Genomic DNA, 18,915 nt, shown 5'->3' with positions numbered 1-18,915 from the left:
AACGCTATGCCATGGCACCTGTGCCGAGCCAGGAATCCTCAGGGTATCGCTCGGCAACCAACAACCATAATAAATGCCTGCCAATGACGAGAGCTCGTCAGAGGAATGCCACATGACTTCATCTCGCAAGACCACGACGTCCGCCACGTCGGATGCGTTACCGGAAGGTCAGTACCGCTTTGGCGACCCTGTCGTTCTGACCTGCAGCATCGGCTTCATACTGCTGTTCGTCGGCCTGTCCCTGTTTGATCTTGAAGGGGTCGCGCAAGCCATCAGTGCCGGCTTTGCCTGGACCGCCAGAACACTGGGCAGCTACTTCCAGATTCTGTTGCTGCTCACCTTCTTCATTGCCCTGGGGCTGACCGCAACGCCTGCGGCCAGTGCCCGTATCGGTGGCACGCGAACGCCTGAGCTATCCACCTTCAAGTGGGTGTCGATCATCATGTGCACCTTGCTGGCGGGAGGCGGGGTCTTCTTCGCTGCCGGCGAACCGGTGTACCACTTCCTGGTGACGCCACCTGCCTTTGATACCGAGCCGGGCACTGCGAACGCCATCGCGCCTGCACTGGCGCAATCCTTCATGCACTGGGGCTTTCTTGCCTGGGCCATTCTGGGCAGCTTGACTGCCATCGTGCTAGCGCATGCCCATTACGACAAGGGTCAGCCTCTGCAGCCGAGAACGCTGCTGTATCCCGTGTTCGGCGAGAAGATCATGAAGGGTAAGCTGGGCGGGGTGGTGGATGCCATGTGCGTCATCGCCGTGGTGGCAGGAACGGTGGGCCCCATCGGTTTTCTGGCCACCCAGGTCAGCTTCGGCCTGCATGAGCTCTTTGGCGTGACCAATGATTATTCGACGCAGCTGAGCGTGCTGGTAGTGCTCGGGGTGATCTATGTGACCTCGGCCGTGACCGGCATCGACAAGGGCATCCAGATCATGTCGCGCTTCAACGTCTTCCTGGCGCTGGGCGTGGCAGCGGTAATCTTCGTCTTCGGGCCGACCCTGTTCATGGTCAATGCCTTCACCCAGGGCTTTGGCGAGTATCTGAGCTCGTTCTTCACCATGTCGACCATGACGGCACAGAGCGCTCCAGACTGGTGGATGCAGTGGTGGACCGTCTTCTTCTTTGCCTGGTTCCTCGGCTATGGCCCGCTGATGGCGATCTTCGTGGCGCGCATCTCCAAGGGCAGAACCATCCGTCAGATGATCCTGACCGTTGCCGTGCTGGCGCCACTGGCCACCGCTGTCTGGTTCACCCTGCTGGGCGGGGCGGGCATCTTCTATCAGTTCACCGGCGTGATCGACCTCACCGAAGCGCTCAACAACTTCCAGTTCGATGTCGCGACCCTCACCGTGGCGCAGGCATTGCCCGGCGGGACCGCAATGGCAGCTGCCATCCTGACGCTGACCACCATCTTCGTCGCCACCACCGGTGACTCGATGAGCTACGCGATCGCCGTCGTCAGTGCCGGACACGATGACCCCAGCCCGCTGGTGCGTGCCTTCTGGGGCATCAGCATGGCGTTGATGGCTGCGATACTCCTCTATATGGGGGCCGGTCAGATCAGTGCGCTTCAGCAGTTCATCGTCATCACGGCCATCCCTGTCTCGCTGGTGCTGCTGCCCTCATTGTGGACAGGACCTCAATCAGCCTTCGCGATGGCACGTGCGCAGGGAATCACCAGCCAGCGGTCAGCCATGCCGGCCCCGGAAGACGCAGGAGAGCGTTGATATGTCTCGCAATCACCAGGGCGCACGCCTCTCATCCACCGAGCAACGTCTGCGACTGCGGGCACCGGACGATGTGATGCAGCTGGAGCGCCTCGGCAGCCTGCATGCCAGTCGTCTGAGTTTCGTGAGAAGTCTGGTGCGCCAGATGGCACATGAAAAATGGAAGATCACCACGACCCGCTTCGAACTGGATGCCCTCGGTCACGGTGTGGCGATCTACTGCCTGCAGACGCCCAGCAAGCGCTATCACGGCGTCATATTCTCTCAGGCACTTGAGGATTCCGCACGCTCTGACCGCGTCATCGCCGAAGCCTGGGATGTCACCTTCGGCGTAGTGGAGGGTGACGTGGATGATGCGCTTCTTGAGCAGATGGCGGCCAATGTGCCGTTGCAGGAAGCCGGGCGCCAGCATCCCAGACTGCTGGTCCTTTCGCGTGCCAACCGTAGCTTGCGTAACTTCGCAAGCTTCCTGGAGGCACTGAGTGCAGGCCAGCAACCTGATCCTGAATGGCTGACCCGGGTCGGCTATCTGTATCGGACTACGGCCGTCTATGGCAATGGCAAGTTCGGCATCGCGGACTATGACCGTCTCAAGGACAACGCGGATTTCCATCGGCCATTTTCTGCCCAGATGCTGGGCGTCTATCTGCTGCGTCACTTCTCGATCCAGCAGATAGAGCACATGGCCCGTGCCCGGGCTCCCGAGACCGCCGCACCTCTGGCAACCTCATTGAAGCGCTATCTGGGCATCGGCAACTCCACCGGCCTTGGGATGGCACCGTTCCTGATCAATCATCCGCAGCTGGTACAGCGCTGGGTGGAAAGCCGAGAACTGGCGCTTGCCGAGGTGACGGCACAGGTGCCGGGAGAGCAGGAGCGTTCACGTCTGCTGGCACTCCTCAAGCGCGCCGAGACTCATCTGCGCCAGACGGTCACGGACGATCACGAGCAGACCCTGCGCAACCAGGCCACGGTGGCGTCCTTGCCTGAGCTGATGACATGGCTCGAACTCGTGCCGCTGTCGCCGGAGCTCTGGCAGGAGCTGATCGACTGGAGTCACCAGCAGCATGGGCTCGAGGCTCAGGAGCTGGTGAACACTCTGCTGCTGGAGCTGTATCCGAGCATCGTCGACCGCTATGAGGACCTGATGGCCGTGGAGGAAAGCCTGGAGCTGACCCCGGACATGCCGCTGGTTCACCTCAAACAGGTGATCGAAACGCACTACGACTGGGCGTTGCGCGTTGATTTTTCACTCGCCGAGAATCGCCACTGGTTCTGGTATCGCTCGGTTGAGAAGGAGGAGCCCCGTCTGGGAGTCCGCGACAGGGAGGCAGGTGCCGACAAGGAAATGAAACTGGCGATTGCCCCGCGTGTCGCCGATACCCATGCGGCGATCAGTCAGTACCTGGAAGATCACCCTCGTGCCTTGGTGGTGGAATTCCTGATCCATTGCCCGCGTCACAAGGATATCGTTCGCCGCATTCAGAGCATGGCCAGCACGAGTTTCGGCGAGATACGCGCCAATCTGTGGGCGCGCGACATGAAGCCCATGCACCTGTTGCGGACCAAGCTATCGTTCTTCGGTGCCAGTCGTTTCGATCCGAAGTCTGATCGTTGGGTGCGTATCACGCTCTTCCAGGGGGCTCCGCTGGTGGAGGAACTCAACGCCGAGCCGCAGGATCCTGTCGCATTTGATGATTGGAGCTTCCCGCTGGCTCCACAGATTGCGCGCACGGTGCTGTCAGAGATGACCGCCGACCCTCGGCAGGTCAATACCACGACAGTGGGAGGAATGTCATGAAGGTCTCCTACAACGAGCTTCACGGACTGTGTCGCAAGGCCTTTCAGGCGATGGGCTTTGAAGACGGTGACGCCGGTGACGCCGCCGACATGGTGGCCTGGATGCAGCTCTATGAGCTGGAAGGGCTGGCGGCGCTCAATCGCGGACTGCGTTTCTTGCTGGAGGATACCGATGAGCGTCCGCCGGAGATCGTCTATGCCGATGGCGACCTTGCGGTACTCGACAGCCACGGTCACAGCGTATTGAAGAGCTCATCGCTGGCGCTGGAACTCGGCTTCGCCAAGGCACGTGCGCGTGGCCTCGCCGTCATCAAGATCCAGCATTGCCACAATCGGCAGCTGATCATGGGTTATCTGGCGCGCCTTGCGGGGCGCGGCATGAATGTCACCGCCTTCTGGCGCAACGCCCAGGACGTGGACGAGGCGGTCGGCTGCCCCATGATCGAGCAGGTCGTGGGCTTCAGAGCCAACAGCTCGGTCCCCGAGATACGGGTCTATGCCGTGCGTGAAGTGCCAGAAGAAAATGAGCCCAATGATGGCATCACGCTGGTGATGGCCAACCATGTCGACCTGCTGCCATCCCTTCGCTCCGACTATGACGTCGACCTGCTGGCCTGTCATGAAGAGTCGAAGCTGCTCGCCTGTCGCCAACGAGCCATGCAGGAAGGCATCGAGGTGGATGACGAACTCTGGTCACGCCTGAAAGCACTCTCGACACGCCTGCTGGTCGAGGCAACGGAAGATTCTCGCAGTGGTGCCGGCGCCGGTTCCACCGACAACGACTGACCTCTCGCCTCTCAATACGTCCCATCATTCCATGATCCGCCGCTCTTGCGCCGGCGGGTCATGGAGTGCGCCATCGAAAGATTCTCGAGGAATACCCATGGTTCATCCCGTCAAGACCGATCTTTTTGCTTCTCGTGCACCCCTGTCATGGGCGAGTGTCGGCAATGGCATCCTGTTCACTGCCCAGATTCCTATCGATGCCGCCGGCAATGTCGTGGAGGGCGGGATTGCTGCCCAGACCCGCCAGACGCTGGATAATCTGATTCATACCCTGGAATGCGCCGGTGGTGACGCCTCCTCGCTGACTCAGGTGCTGATCTATGTGACTGATCGCGAGCACCTGGCGACAGTGAATAGCCTCTATGCAGATTATGTGCGTGAGCCCTATCCCAACCGGGCTGCCATCATCGTCTCCGGGTTTGCACGCGAAGAGATGCTGGTCGAGATGGTCGCCTATGCCGCACTGGAGGTTGATGTCTAAAGTCGCCGTGATGGGGGGAGGGAGTGACCCGTCACGTTTGCGCCCTGCATTGACTCGTCATTCAGGTCAATCGGTTCACCAAGCCCCCAGACCAACAAGAAAGACGCCGGAGCATTCGCTGCTCCGGCGTCTTTTTGTGTCTACTTGATGTCTTCTTTCGCTGCTTTCAGGGCGTAAGGCCCGCGGCCTGCATGAAGCGACGCAGTGCCAGAGAGACGAGGCCCAGCGCGCTTACGCTGCCTCCCCAGATCAGCACCAGCCAGCCGATCTTGCTGAGCCAGCTGGCCGGGCGCGCGGGCGTCCCGGATGGCTCACCGCCGGGTCTGGCTGTGGGGGTATGCAGTGGTGCTGAGGGTGACTCGTGTGTCGGGGATGTCATGTCAGCACCTCTCAATGGTAGCCATCGGTATGACGGACCTTGCCCTTGAACACGAAGTAGCTCCACGCGGTATACACCAGGATGATCGGCAGGATGAAGAGCGTGCCGACGAGGGCAAAGCCCTGGCTTTGTGGCGGAGAGGCCGCTTCCCAGATCGTCACATGACCGGGAATGATGTCAGGCCACATGCTGATGCCGAAACCGCTGTAGCCCAGGAAGATCAAGGCCAGCACCAGCAGGAAAGGCTGGGCATGATATTCAAAGGCGACGGCGCGGATCAGCGCATAACCAGCCAGCACTACCAGCACTGGCACCGGCAGGAACCAGAACAGCTGCGGCAGCGTGAACCAGCGTTCGGCGATGGCGGGGTGGGCCAGCGGAGTCCACAGACTGACGGCCGCGATCATGATCAATACCCACAGCGTCAGCGGGCGCGTCAGGGCAAACATGCGCGCCTGGAGAATGCCTTCGGTCTTCATGATCAGCCAGGTGCTGCCGAGCAATGCATAGGTGAACAGCAGCGCCACACCGCAGAACAGCGGGAAGGGTGACAGCCAGTCCAGCGAACCGCCGCTGAAGTGAACCCCATCGAAGGCGATGCCCTGGATGTAGCCTCCCAGTGCGACGCCTTGACTGAAGGTAGCCAGCACCGAGCCGCCCACGAAGGCCTTGTCCCACCAGTGGCGACTCGCATCCGAGGCCTTGAAGCGAAATTCGAAGGCGACACCGCGGAAGATGAGGCCGATCAACATGGCGACAAGAGGAATGCTCAGGGCTTCCAGCAAGACGGCGTAGGCCAGCGGGAAGGCCGCGAACAGCCCCGCGCCGCCCAGCACCAGCCATGTCTCGTTGCCATCCCACACGGGCGCCACGGTATTCATCATCACATCGCGGTCCACCTTTTCCTCCACCCACGGGAAGAGAATGCCGATGCCCAGATCAAAGCCGTCCATGATCACGTACATCATCAGGCCGAACAGGATGATGCCCGCCCAGATGACAGAAAGGTCGATACCCATAGCGTTCATCGCTCCGGTCAGTGAGTGGTGCCGTCGAGAGATTCCTCGATGGCCGACAGTGGGCGGGATGGCGTGCGTGGCTTGCCGGGGCCGCCGCTGGGGGCGTGGCTGTCATCACCCTCAGGCCCTTTCTTGATCAGCTTGAAGATGTAGTTGATCCCCGTGCCGAAGACGATGAAGTAGACCGTGACAAAGGCTGTCAGGCTGATGCTGAGGTGAACGGCACTGTGGGCTGAGACGGCATCTTCCGTTCTCATCAAGCCGTAGATCACCCACGGCTGGCGGCCGACTTCGGTGGTGAACCAGCCTGCGAGTATCGCGATCAGCCCGGCCGGCCCCATGGCGACGGCCAGCCTCAGCCAGCGCCGCGAGGTGAAGAGCCTGCCCTTGCGAGCCAGATAGACACCCGAGAGGCCGAGCAGAATCATCGCAAGGCCCAGGCCGACCATCAGGCGGAAGCTCCAGAACACGACGGTCGAATTGGGGCGGTCGGCGGCGGGGAAGTCCTTGAGCGCCGGCACCTGTTTGTCGATGTCATGCATCAACAGCAGGCTGCCGAGGGCCGGAATCTCGAGCGCAAATCGCGTCTCTTCGCGCTGCATGTCGGGCACACCGAACAGGATCAACGGCGTCGGTTCCCCATGGCTGTTGTCCCAATGGCCTTCGATGGCCGCGATCTTGGCCGGTTGATGCTTGAGCGTATTCAGGCCATGCATGTCGCCGACGAAGGCCTGCAGCGGGGCGGTCACCATCAACATCAGCACCGCCATGACGAGCATCTTGCGCACTTCCGGGGTGTCGCGTTTCTTGAGCAGCAACCAGGCGGCGGAGGCAGCGACGAACAGCGAGGTGCTCAGGAAGGAGGCCAGTGCCATGTGGGCCAGGCGATAGGGGAAGGAGGGATTGAAGACGATCGCGAGCCAGTCGACCGGCACGACGATGCCATCGATGACCTCATGCCCCTGAGGGGTCTGCATCCAGCTGTTGGACGACAGGATCCAGAACATCGAGACCAGGGTGCCGAGCGCCACCATGCAGGTCGAGAAGAAGTGCAGGCCGCGGCCGACGCGATTCCAGCCAAACAGCATCACGCCGAGGAAGCCGGCTTCGAGAAAGAAGGCGGTCAGCACTTCATAGGTCAGCAGTGGCCCGGTCACGCTGCCGGCAAAGGCCGAGAAGCCGCTCCAATGCGTGCCGAACTGGTAGGCCATGACCAGTCCTGACACCACACCCATCGCGAAGTTGACCGCGAAAATCTTCGACCAGAAATGATAGAGGTTGCGGTAGACCTGTGTGCCTGTCTTCAACCACATGCCTTCCAGTACCGCCAGATAGCTGGCGAGGCCAATGGTGATGGCCGGGAAGATGATGTGAAACGAGATGGTGAAGGCGAACTGTATCCTGGCCAGGTCGATGGCCTCGGTGCCGAACATGGCAATGTCTCCTGAGTAGGCGGCAAGGGGGACGGCCCTGCCTGAATCTTCGCCGCTACTCTAGGGAGCCGCCGGAAGCCATAACAGGCTCAGTTGTGCGAGAAAAAACCATATCAGTTGCAAGCTGAATCTTGGTAGGTCGTTAAATGCCCGTGAGCCAGTCAGTCGGCCAGCCAGGTGGTATGGCGAGAAGCCAGCAAGGCGAGCCGGTCAGGAGGGCGCACTCTGATTCACGTCAGCACCATGACGGGATCAGATGCTTGTCGTATCGCCCTTGGCGGCAGGCCCCGCCATGGCGGGCTCTGGCGCTTCCTTAAGGGGCACGCGTGCGGCATCAGGGCATGCAATCAAGATGCGCAACAAGCTGCGACATCCAGGCGTGGCAAGCAGCTGTCGCGCGAGTGATATGCGCCGCAAAAGGCTGTTTTCGCCCCCGCGGATGACGAGTGAAGACTGTGTGGCAAGGCGGCCACAAGGGCTGCGGCATTTGCGCGCACTCGTGCGCGCACATACTCAAGGCATTCCTTACATCTCGCACCTCGCACCTCGCATATCGTCTGAGCGGTCCGCGTTTCAGGCTGCCTTGAGCAATTCACCCAATGTCTGCATGGCGCGCTCTGACGCCGCGTCCCATGGGTGGCCGTAGCTCAAGCGAATGCAATGCTTGAAGCCCTGGGTGGCCGAGAAGATAGGCCCCGGCGCCAGGCTGATGCCGTGGGCCAGCGCCTGCTGAAACAGGGCCAGCGAGTCGATGTGCTCGGGAAGCTCGCACCACAGGAAATGACCCCCGTGGGGGTGGGTCACGCGAGTGTCTTCGGGGAAGTAGCGATCAATGGCTGCCAGCATGGCTGTCTGCTGGGTCTCGAGCGCCAGACGTAGCTTGCGCAGGTGGCGGTCGTAGCCGCCATGCTGAAGGTAGTCGGCCAGGGCCACTTGGGCGGGCAGCGATGGCGAGATGGTCGTCATCAGCTTGAGGCGCGAAATCTCCCGGGTATGCCGCCCCGCGGATATCCAGCCCACCCGATAGCCCGGTGCCAGGCACTTGGAGAACGACCCGCAATGCATCACCAGGCCCTCGACATCCAGCGCCTTGACGGGTTGCGGGGGCGACACCTCGGCACGTTGATCGAAATACAGTTCCGCGTAGACATCATCCTCCAGCATCGGCAGCTGATGACGGCAGAGCAGCGCATACAGTTCGGCCTTGCGTGCATCGCTCAGGCTGGCCCCCAGCGGATTCTGCAGATGACTCATGAACCAGCAGGCCTTGATGGGCAGCGTCTCCAGACGATTCTCGAGTACCTCGAGATCAATCCCGTCGCGCGGGTGTACCGGAATTTCCACCGCGCGCAGCTTGAGCCGCTCAAGCACCTGAAGCGTGGCATAGAAGGCCGGCGCCTCGATGGCGACAAGGTCCCCGGGCTGGGTGACACATTGCAGGCCAAGATTGAGCGCCTCCATGGCGCCATTGGTGATCACCAGCTCCTCCGTCGGCAGCTGCATGCCGTTGACCATGTAGCGCTGAGCGATCTGTCGGCACAGGTCAGGATGGCCTGTGGTCATGTCGGAGATCACGGCATGCGATGACAGCTGGCGCAGCCCACGTGTCATGCTGGTCGCAAGCCGAGCGAGCGGAAAGAGCTCCGGGCTCGGGAAGGCAGACCCGAAGGGGACGGTGTCGTTGTCGCGCAGTGAGCCCAGCACTGAGAACACCAGTTCACTGACGGCGACATCGGAAGGGGCTTGCTGCTGCAGGGCGACATGCGGCTCATCGAGTATCCGCGAGGCATTGTCACGCACGAAATACCCCGAGCGCGGCCGCGCGCTGATCAGGCCCTGATTCTCCAGCAGGTAATACGCCTGGAAGACGGTAGAGGGGCTGATGCCATGCGCCTTGCTGGCCTGACGCACCGACGGCACGCGCTCACCCGGTGCGAGAATGCCTGTGCGAATCAGGTTGGAAATCTCGGCGGCAAAGCGTTCATAACGCTTCATGAAAAAGTCCTGATGAGATTGGGCGACACATGTTACTCACTCGATGAGTCCAGGGAGAGCAGACTACCTAAATTCATCCAGCGTCACTATATTGGGCGCGCTCGTTAAGTGGTGTGTTATGCCATGATTCAACTTGTGCAAGGCTTGCAGAGCAGGAGGTTTCTGATGAGACGTGGTGCTGTCTTTATTGCGCGTGGGAGATCCAGGGCGTAATCGCCTGGGTGTACTTACTGGCGCGCCGCATGGCCTGACGATGCAGGTACTCCAGACTATGGGCATAGTGCGTCAATGTCTGCTCCGGTGTGCGGTGGCCGATCCAGATGGCGAGTTGATACAGCAACATGCCACGTTCCCGGCTATCTTCCCCGGCATAGCCCTGAACTCCCTCAAGAAAGCGTTTCAGGGGCGCTTTTTGCAAGCCCCAGGAGCCGTGCTCCTGCAAGTCATCGAGAATGTCTCGATTCTGCGCTGCTTCAAGACGGATCAGCCACCAGCTGACGGCTGCGTGACGTAACGAGTGAAAGTCGATAGCGTTTCCCAGCACATCTCTCATGGTGTCGATCGCCGGGGCGATCAGACCGGCGTGGTTGAAGGCCAGACCGCTGTCACTCGGGCCGAACAGGGCGATGTCAGGGAGGGCTGTCGTGGGGAAGCATCGCCGCCGATAAACCCACCACGCTGCCAACAACTGGATATCTCCGAAGAATGTCAGAAGGTGTAGCGGAAGTACGCGCCGGGCAGCAGGGGTCTTCCCACCGCGAATATAGACGCGGCACTCAATCTCTGGCAATGAACTCAATTGCTCACTCAATGCCTCGCGAATGGTCTCCATCTCATGCAATGCAGGAGGTGAGAACTCTGTGTCAGACAGCGCCGGTGAGGGGGCGGCCGGGGGGTGATCCTCCAACCAGTGCTCGAGTGAGAAGGTCCCCTGAGGACATTCGATGCGAATGTCTTGTAGCGTCAGGGCGCAGACTTCGCTGGCGCGCATACCACCGTGGAAGCTGAGGGCGATGCTGAGCCATTGCATGGTGGCATCAGGCGTTGTATCGGGCTTGGAAAGAAGATGGCCCCGTACCTTTTCCATCTGTCTCAGGGTGGCAAAATGAATTCGTTTAGCGCTGGGAGCTTTACTGTTGCCTGATATCGGCGGCTCGACGTCCAACAATACTCCCATACTGTGCATGAAGCGGATGAGCTGCCCCATATTGCCAAGAAAGCTCTGTGTTGTGCTGGCAGACCAGCCCATATCGTGTGGCACACACCAGTACATTTCCTGGGCGCTGTCGTTATCCCATTCCTGGATATCGATCGACAAGGCGTAGTCCGCCATTGCCATCGGCAGGCTGCGAGACAGATAGGTGTGCAGTGAACTGACGCGTAGCATGCGAGTCACGCGCAGATCATGGAGCCAATAGAGCACCATGGCCGGATAGCTATGGCGGATGCCCATGAGTTTGGTGAGACGCCTACTTGTCTCGAGTAACAGAGCCTCCAGGCGCCCTCTGACCTTCTCGTCGCTTGTCTTGCGCAGATAATCAGAGGAAATGACACCGATCCATTGCTTGATGATACGTCTTGCAGAAGGAAGCCAGTCAATTGACCAGAAAGCTCCGCTAATCAAGCGCTGCCCCGGAGGTTGTGTCAGCACGGTGGGGGGATATGGAGCCTTCGTTTCTGACGCCTCGGCTGCGAAAAGATCCACGGTGCTCATCTTGTCGTCATTCGCCACGGGCTCATGCTGGCGGTCGATGGAATGAGCCGCCATGACGGGGTTAGCAGGAGGGGCCTCCAGCCGAGCGAAGTACGAGTGGGGCTCATAAAGCCCTTGGGCGCTACTGTAGGGAATTGGATAGCGACTGAATTGACTCACCCAATAGCCTGGCAACCCCCCTAGTACTGCGGCATGGGGCAATGCTCTCAACAGGGTCGTTAGTTTTAGTGTCCGGCGTTCCTCGATCGTCAGGGGCAGCGTGGTGACCAGGGACGCCAGCTCCTGTCTCATGCGCTCCTTGATGATGCGAATCCGCTCGGTAATCGAGAGAGGTTCGTCTTCCGGCCTCTCGGCCAGTAACCATTTGTCCTTGGCGGTGGCGGGTTTCTTAGCTCTCAGTGTCTTGAATGCTGTCGCCAGTGTCGACTCCAATGGCAGACGGTAGGCCGTCAGGTGAGACGACATGATCCGTGGTGGGGTCGAGTGAGCAGGGATCCAGACCCACTCATTAGGGGTATTTCGATCACCCTCGAAGTGACGGCGCGTGAGGCAGGCCAATGTGACCAGAATAACTTGTTGCCCCAGCCCTGCACGCACGCCGAGCTCTACGGCAGCGCGTAGCAGGGGAAAGTCAGTGCCGGAACGACGTAGCTCGCGGATGATCGGCAAGACCCTTGCTGTGCTGGCCAGAGCCTTCGCATCCATTGGCAGCACGCTTTTGCGCCTGGCTAGCGTGGGCCACTGTGGCAGCATCGCCAGGACTCCCGGGCTTTGATTGACCTCCTCCAGAAAGTGGCCGATGACGCCGTAGGCTTCGCGACGCCCTATCGGGCGACGATGGTGCACGCTTCTCCACCGCCTCAGTTCCTCGACCATGGCTTCGGCTTGCGTGTGGTTGAGTGCCAGCGTAATGCTCCCGGCCTCTGCTGGTACATCGTTGGCTGGTTGGCGCTTGGCGTGACGCTCGAGCCAATACAGAAGGTGCAGGCTTTGCTGGCGTTGCCTGCCCTTGATTCGATCAAGTCGGCGCTCCTCCCATCGCCGCCAAAGCTCCTGCATGTGGTGGGTTTTCATGAACTTTAGGTGCAAGTCAGGATCGGGCCTGGTCAGTAATCGGGTTACTGGAGCATCCTTTTCACGAGCAATGGAAAATATCCAGTCTCCGCTCATGGCAAATCCTTTAGAGGTAGTACCCTTATCCTCAACTCCTCGGACAAGACCCCCAAGAGGCGTTGCATTTCGGGCGGTAGGCAGATGTTGCTGGCATAGGGGGCGTGGCGTTGCTGGCCGCGTTTGACATGACCCAGCAGCATATCCAGCGTGTTCGCTTGCATTCGACCATCAAGTGTCTGGGCGACGAAATGACGTGGCGCATTATCGGGTAGTGTCAGTAGGGTATCGAGTGCCCTGCGTGATGATGTTGTCAGCTGCGGTGCCTGATGGCATGCACTGATCCAGTCTCGCATGTAGGTCTGTCGGAAAGGCTTTGCTGTCAGATTGAGGCTTGCCCTGCGCCTCGACCACCACATGGCCAGAGCCTCCTCGTTTTCAGGCCATGACAGCCAAGTCTTTCCCTTCCGTGGCCAGTGTTGCCGCCAGGCGGTCTGCCACGCCTCTAGGGTGTCGAGGTTCTGGCAAACTGGGAGAGGTAGCGGGATTACCCGGCTTTCTCTGTAGTGCCCCGAATCCTTGTCAGCGACCCAAAGCAGGCGTCCACGCCGATACATTCGCGTGGTGGGGCCTATCGGGCGCAGTCCTGCTGTCAGCTGAACGGCTAGGAGCGTGTAGCAGCAAAGGGCGCTATTGAGTTCGATCAAGGCCGAGCAGACATCTTGCGAATGACTTTGCGTACGGGCGGCTTTGGGGAAGTCAGAAAGGCCAGCTTGCACCAGATCATACAAGCCCTTCAGTGCCTCTCTGGCCGTATGATGCGTCAGTGTCACGCTCGAGCCCAAGGCCGTGATGGCTTGCGTCTCACTGGGAAGTGCAACCGCTTTCTTCGGTGTTGCGATTCCCCACCATTCAAGCGACGCGTTCATGAGCTGCTGTAGCTCACGCATGGGCATCTTGCGGTAAGCGGCAGGCGCTGCTGTTTTCAGACTGAGTTCCCCGTTAAGCCACTCTGCTTCGATATCCGTCTTCGCCATGCCGAGAATGTGATGCCGCGCGGCTCTGACAACGCGCTGAGCCGTGGGAGTGGTGCCAGTGTCTGACCTCATGTGTTGCACCAGCTGGCGATTGAGCAGCGTCAGAGTCTTTATCAGAGGCTGAGTTGTCGCATCACTCAATTGATTGAGTGATGCCGCGAGGGTGTTCGGTAGTCGTAGAGAGAGTGGTGGACTGCCTGACGGTGCATGAATGACGGGGATGTAGAGTGTCTTGCTTTCAGCAACCCACTGCAGCGGTTGACCACGCGATACCGCCGTAGTGCGGAGCAGCGCTTCCTGCGCTACATCCGTCACACGCATCTGACTGAGACGTACTGGGGCAATACCAGTCGCGAGTACAAGCTGCACCAGCAGTTTGGCATCAGGCGGCAGAGGTAATGCCAGTATTCTGCGGATCTGCCCCTGAGTCGTGGCGAAATTCGACAGACTTCCCAGGCTCTGCGCGATAGAGGTTTGTTGACGCTTGCGAGCGATTACCCTGCAATCTTCCGGCGTCAGCAGGCTGTCCCCCGTGCGATAGAAGGGGGCTTCCTCTTCTTGCTGGTGTGAGATGCTGTCTCGTTCGAGGCTGGCGTCGTCGTCCTCCTCGTCCCCGTCCGGGCGCAGTGGTGCATCGAGTGTCTCAGGTAGTTCAGGGCTGGAGGCAACAGGCGAGAAGTTGTGCTTGAAAGTGTCTTGAAAAAAGACAGAGCGTTGCGGGCTTCGTTTCGTGTAGCGCGCGCGTCGAGTTCCAAGGGCTGGATTACCGGAGAGCAGTTCATAGGCTCGATTCAAGTGGTTATAAAGCTTCGACTTATCGTTCGCCAGCCAGGGCATGCTTTTCCAGGCACTGAGCAACGAGAGACTGGCAGAATGACTCCATACGATCGGGTGCTGCCAACGTGGCAACATGTACCTCAATGCGATGCGTAACGTCGACAGATGTTGGTAATAGATACTGGGATCGACAAGAGGGTCTGAGTGGTAACCCGCCATGTCGCGCAGGGCGAGGCGAATCAATCGCCGATTGTGCTCAATGGGAGACTGCTCGCCATTGTTTGGCAAGAATGCGAGGTAGGGTGTTGAGGCTGTACCGTGGCGTGCAATCTGTGATGCCTGAGTTGCGATATCTGTTCGCACCATGGTGGGGCCGAATTTGTCGGGAAAGGTCAGGTGACTATGTAAGGGATGGCTCTGACGTATTGTCTGTAAAGGGCCCGGCTCAAGTGGGAGAAGTCTCAGGAGCTTGCTGATGAGGTCAAGCAATTCAGGATCGTTCTCATCCTGCGCATGAATCTGAGCGGATATCCAGAGGTCCGCTTGGCTACAGGGGGGGAGGTTGCGCTGAAGAAACGGCCATAAGTGCCTTTCCTCTAAAGCCGACAATACTCGGTCACCCAGTTGATCTGCCCATTGGCGGAGTATTGTCTCGGGGAGCCACGTCTTGCTCTCGGGAGTGTCATGCGTCATGACGAGGAGCTCTCTGTGTCGTCCTGCTGATCGTCAAACAGATCGCCCATCTTCTGTGTGGCCCCCTTAGGCTTGCAAGTCGGTGAGGGGGCGGGATTCGCTGTGTCCGGGGGTGTGCTCAGCGCTTTTTGCCATCGGGGCGGCGTTGTCGGCTTAGACGCTGGGGGAGTGATCGTCGCTGAGGTTGGTGCTTCCTTTTGTGCCTCGTTCTCCCGTTTTGTCGCGGTAGAGGGAGACTCTGACACCACGGGCTCATCGTCGGGGCTACGCTGCCCTTTCGGGCTATGAGCGCGTTGCAGCGTACTCTTGGCCCAGCGTCCTTGGGTCAAGATCATGAGGCTCTTGATATCCAGGGTGGGTTTCGATAACCCGAATACGATGCGAGCCAGTTTCTCTTCCAGTCCAGGCTTTTCGTTGAGCTGCTTGATGAAAGCTCGGGCGTCCATCACGTGTGAGGTATTGAAAAGCTCCTGGGGCAGTACCTCTGACAGGTAGCGCAACACCTCCAGCTCCTCATAGGTGAGGGTTTGCCGGTCCACTTCGAAAACCTGAAGGGAATGGAAGTTCTCGAGAGTGAGCCCATTTAATTGGCGCAAGAGCGTCCCATTGTTGAGCAACTCAGCATGGCCCTGAGCACTGACAAGCACGATGGGTAGGTGCCGGAGCAGAACACGCTTGTGAGATATCGTTGTGCCTTTGCGCGAGGGGCGAAGGTAGATGAGATCGCCAAGGGAGCGTCGTGAACGACTCCGTAACTTGCCTGAGATGACAAACTCAGCCTCAGGTAGTGGGGCGTAGGTATCGGTCATGATCCCTCCTTGGTGTCTTATTAATTACCTCATCCTTATAGTAGGATAAATATCACCTCATTGGTGTCCATGGAAGTGCTACCGTCCTTGGCAGCGATTTTCAGAGTGCGAGCTATCAAAAGATGTCGTTGCCCGGGTCATGCATGTCATCCGCCATGCGAATGTAGCGTTCGAAGGTTTTCTGGTCCCGGTGTCCGCTGATGCGCTTTATCTGTTGGTCGCTCTTCCCGCGGAGATGTGCTTCGGTAATGAAGCCAGCACGAAAGCTGTGGGTCGTGAAGCCTTCCTCTGCTAGACCCGCCCGTATGAGCGCCTGTTTGAGAAGGTTGCTGAAGGTGACGGGATGCATTCTGCCGGCTCCCAGCCCGCCTCCCTGATCAATAGATCGATATAAGGCACCTCGCTGAATACCGCTCCGCTCCAACCAGGTTTCCAGCAGACTCACCGGACAGCAACGACCGCCCGCAGGATTACGGGGAAGCGTCTTTTGCTCGATCCGTCCGCTTTGATTGGTTTTACTGTGGCGCAACGTGATCACGATACCGCCATCACGCCACTCGATATCCTCCCTGTAGAGTGCGACCACCTCACTGGAGCGAAACGCTCCGTAGAAACACAGACAGAACATGCTGGCATTACGTAGATCCCGCGGTGACTCGAGATCCAGCGCATTCAGCAGCTGTTGTAAATGATGGAGTCGCAATGCGGGCGCTTGACGGTGCCGTCCATCACTCTTGCGATGAATCCCCTTCAATACGCCCTTCACTTCCAGGCTCAGGGTGGGAGAGGGCAGCTGCATGTAAACATGCCAGGTGCCCAGCGAGCTGGCATGGCGGGAAATCGTGGCAGGCTTGCGGCCTTTGATATGCAACTCGGCCAGATAATTGGCAACTTGCTGGGCAGTGGCGGGGAGTGAGTAGCCGGCTTTCAAGAAGCCTCGAATATCTGATCGGAATGCCAGAATCGTGTTCTTGGCCATGCTGTCAGACAGCAATCGTCTGGCAGCGCGTGACAATTCCATATCGCCTGTCAGCGCATGGCTATCTTCCATGTCGGACCATGACGACACATCGGTGGGCAGGCCTACGGCCTTCTTCTTAGGCGACATGATTTCCTCCTTGCGATGTGGCTGAGCAGAAGGAAGGAAGACACTTTGAGGGTGTTCGCTTTACACCGAAGAGTGAAGGAATACATGGCAGTGGGATGATCATGAAGTACCTCGATTGGCAGACAGTATCTGACGCCAGTTCGCTGACGTCTCTTGTCCTGCGGAGTCGCTCGCAGTCAACTCGTACGCTATCGAGCTTCGTGAATCTGGGAAGGCGATCTTCAGCGACTCGATGGCCGCAATCCTCCAGTCTATATATCAGGCGCCGCTATTCTCTGAGGAGAGCGAGAAGTGCAAAGGCGGGAAGTATCCCCGGCATGACATATCGCCTGTGATCATTATGTCGCTAGCTAGGAATGCACCAGTAAGCGGCAAGATAAAGACAAAAAAGTCTTTCACCTTGCTATGTAACAGAGCACAGACTACGAAAATTGTGAAAGATCACCGAATTGGTGCGCGATCAAAAAGAAGCTGTGTTGTCATGCGCTTTTTTGGTGCGCTCAGGATGTTTGGTTATCTAACTAAAAGTAGTGACAGCAGTGGAATGTACTAGGCAGGTCGGTGCTATGGCATTGATTGGCATATCGATTGCACTACACGAAGAGGGATAACAAGTACAACAAGACACGAGGGAATGTCGTGAACAAGAAAATCGCTGCCGCAATGCTATCCGCCTGTGTCGGTTTCTCGCTGGCCAATGTCGCTCAGGCAGAAGAGGGGCCGATCAAGGTCGGCATCCTGCATTCACTATCCGGCACCATGGCGATCAGTGAGTCGACACTGAAAGACACCATGTTGATGCTGATCGAGAAGCAGAACGAGAAGGGCGGGCTGCTGGGACGCAAGCTGGAGCCTGTCGTGGTCGACCCGGCCTCCAACTGGCCGCTGTTCGCCGAGAAGGCGCGTGAGCTGCTGGCGCAGGACAAGGTCGACGTGATCTTCGGCAACTGGACATCCGTCTCGCGCAAGTCGGTGCTGCCGGTGGTCGAGGAGCTCAACGGCCTGCTGTTCTATCCGGTGCAGTATGAGGGCGAGGAGTCCTCGGAGAACGTCTTCTACACTGGAGCGGCGCCCAATCAGCAGGCGATTCCGGCAGTGGATTACCTGATGAACGACGTGGGCGTGGAGCGCTGGGTGCTGGCGGGCACGGATTATGTCTATCCGCGTACCACCAACAAGATCCTGGCCGCCTACCTCAAGTCGAAGGGCGTGGCGGACGCGGATGTGATGGTCAATTACACCCCCTTCGGCCATTCCAACTGGCAGTCCATCGTCTCGGATATCAAGTCCTTCGGCAGTGCCGGCAAGAAGACGGCCGTGGTGTCCACCATCAATGGCGATGCCAATGTGCCGTTCTATCGTGAGCTGGCCAACCAGGGCATCAATGCCGAGGACATCCCGGTGGTGGCCTTCTCGGTGGGCGAGCAGGAGCTCTCGGGCATCGATACCGCGCCGCTGGTCGGCCACCTGGCCGCTTGGAACTACTTCATGAGCGTGGACAGCGACACCAACTACGACTTCATCGATGAGTGGATCGATTACACCGGCAAGGAAGATGCGGTCACCAATGACCCGATGGAAGCCCACTACATCGGCTTCAACATGTGGATGGAAGCCGCTCGCAAGGCCGGCAGTGTCGAGGTCGATGCGGTCAAGGATGCCATCATCGGTGTCTCGGTGCCCAACCTGACCGGCGGCTACGCCACCATGATGCCCAACCATCACATCACCAAGCCGGTGCTGATCGGCGAGATCCAGGACAACGGCCAATTCTCCGTCGTCTGGCAGACCCCGTCCACCGTGGCAGGCGATGCCTGGTCGGATTATCTGGAAGGTTCCAAGGACCTGATCAGTGACTGGCGCAAGCCGATGGAATGCGGCAACTACAATGTCGTGACCCATTCCTGTGGGGCTCAACAGAGCGTTGCGACGCAATGATGCGTAGCACGTTCTGAGAGCGAGGCGGCGTGCAGGGGAGCCTGCATGCCGCCTCGTTGAGTGTCAGCTCCGAGGCCGTGATGCCCTCGGAAACTGATGACGCCTTT

The 18,915-nt window shown here is 59.1% G+C and carries 13 protein-coding genes; 5 read left to right on the top strand and 8 right to left on the bottom strand.

The window, feature by feature from the left end; all coding sequences use genetic code 11:
- Positions 1-112 precede the first annotated feature (112 nt).
- The 4 genes from R1T44_RS12620 to R1T44_RS12605 all read left to right on the top strand — a co-directional run bounded on the left by R1T44_RS12620 (position 113) and on the right by R1T44_RS12605 (position 4,796).
- Positions 113-1,729, top strand: coding sequence for a BCCT family transporter (locus R1T44_RS12620; RefSeq protein WP_131432365.1), 1,617 nt, complete (start codon positions 113-115; stop codon positions 1,727-1,729).
- Position 1,730: 1 nt separating this feature from the next.
- Entirely contained in the window at positions 1,731-3,530 is a 1,800-nt protein-coding gene (locus R1T44_RS12615; protein ID WP_205741733.1) for a hypothetical protein, read from the top strand.
- On the top strand, positions 3,527-4,315 hold the full coding sequence (locus tag R1T44_RS12610) for a DUF3726 domain-containing protein (RefSeq protein ID WP_107336417.1): 789 nt from the start codon (positions 3,527-3,529) through the stop codon (positions 4,313-4,315). The genes R1T44_RS12615 and R1T44_RS12610 overlap by 4 nt, the downstream gene beginning before the upstream one ends.
- Positions 4,316-4,412: 97 nt before the next feature.
- The gene (locus R1T44_RS12605; protein ID WP_131432364.1) at positions 4,413-4,796 is read left to right on the top strand and encodes a RidA family protein; all 384 of its coding nucleotides are present in this window, start codon (positions 4,413-4,415) and stop codon (positions 4,794-4,796) included.
- 166 nt (positions 4,797-4,962) lie between these two features.
- Here the strand turns inward: R1T44_RS12605 and R1T44_RS12600 are convergent, their stop codons facing one another.
- The 8 genes from R1T44_RS12600 to R1T44_RS12565 all read right to left on the bottom strand — a co-directional run bounded on the left by R1T44_RS12600 (position 4,963) and on the right by R1T44_RS12565 (position 16,870).
- A complete protein-coding gene (locus R1T44_RS12600; RefSeq protein ID WP_024952509.1) occupies positions 4,963-5,175 on the bottom strand; it encodes a DUF2474 domain-containing protein in 213 nt (70 codons plus the stop codon).
- Positions 5,176-5,186: 11 nt separating this feature from the next.
- Positions 5,187-6,194, bottom strand: coding sequence for a cytochrome d ubiquinol oxidase subunit II (gene cydB / locus R1T44_RS12595; protein ID WP_024952510.1), 1,008 nt, complete (start codon positions 6,192-6,194; stop codon positions 5,187-5,189).
- Positions 6,195-6,211: 17 nt separating this feature from the next.
- Positions 6,212-7,627, bottom strand: a complete 1,416-nt coding sequence (locus R1T44_RS12590) for a cytochrome ubiquinol oxidase subunit I (RefSeq protein ID WP_035160064.1) — start codon at positions 7,625-7,627, stop codon at positions 6,212-6,214.
- A gap of 573 nt (positions 7,628-8,200) precedes the next feature.
- Positions 8,201-9,622: an aminotransferase-like domain-containing protein gene (locus R1T44_RS12585; RefSeq protein ID WP_317292132.1), complete on the bottom strand. Its 1,422-nt coding sequence runs from the start codon at positions 9,620-9,622 to the stop codon at positions 8,201-8,203.
- Positions 9,623-9,806: 184 nt separating this feature from the next.
- Positions 9,807-12,506 (bottom strand): hypothetical protein, encoded by a 2,700-nt coding sequence (locus R1T44_RS12580; protein ID WP_317292131.1) that lies wholly within the window; start codon positions 12,504-12,506, stop codon positions 9,807-9,809.
- Complete coding sequence (locus R1T44_RS12575) at positions 12,503-14,953, bottom strand: hypothetical protein (RefSeq protein ID WP_317292130.1); 2,451 nt, start codon at positions 14,951-14,953, stop codon at positions 12,503-12,505. Before R1T44_RS12575 ends, R1T44_RS12580 begins: the two co-directional genes overlap by 4 nt.
- Entirely contained in the window at positions 14,950-15,762 is an 813-nt protein-coding gene (locus tag R1T44_RS12570; RefSeq protein WP_131432360.1) for a hypothetical protein, read from the bottom strand. Before R1T44_RS12570 ends, R1T44_RS12575 begins: the two co-directional genes overlap by 4 nt.
- Before the next feature lie 115 nt (positions 15,763-15,877).
- Complete coding sequence (locus R1T44_RS12565; protein ID WP_317292129.1) at positions 15,878-16,870, bottom strand: site-specific integrase; 993 nt, start codon at positions 16,868-16,870, stop codon at positions 15,878-15,880.
- A gap of 663 nt (positions 16,871-17,533) precedes the next feature.
- On the opposite strand from R1T44_RS12565, the gene urtA reads away from it, so the two are divergent.
- Entirely contained in the window at positions 17,534-18,808 is a 1,275-nt protein-coding gene (gene urtA / locus R1T44_RS12560) for an urea ABC transporter substrate-binding protein (RefSeq protein ID WP_317292944.1), read from the top strand.
- Positions 18,809-18,915 lie beyond the last annotated feature (107 nt).

This window comes from Cobetia amphilecti (assembly GCF_032923285.1).
Classification (GTDB): domain Bacteria; phylum Pseudomonadota; class Gammaproteobacteria; order Pseudomonadales; family Halomonadaceae; genus Cobetia; species Cobetia amphilecti.
The sequence above is the reverse complement of the archived record's forward strand: the minus strand, read 5'-3'. Positions and strand labels throughout refer to the sequence as shown.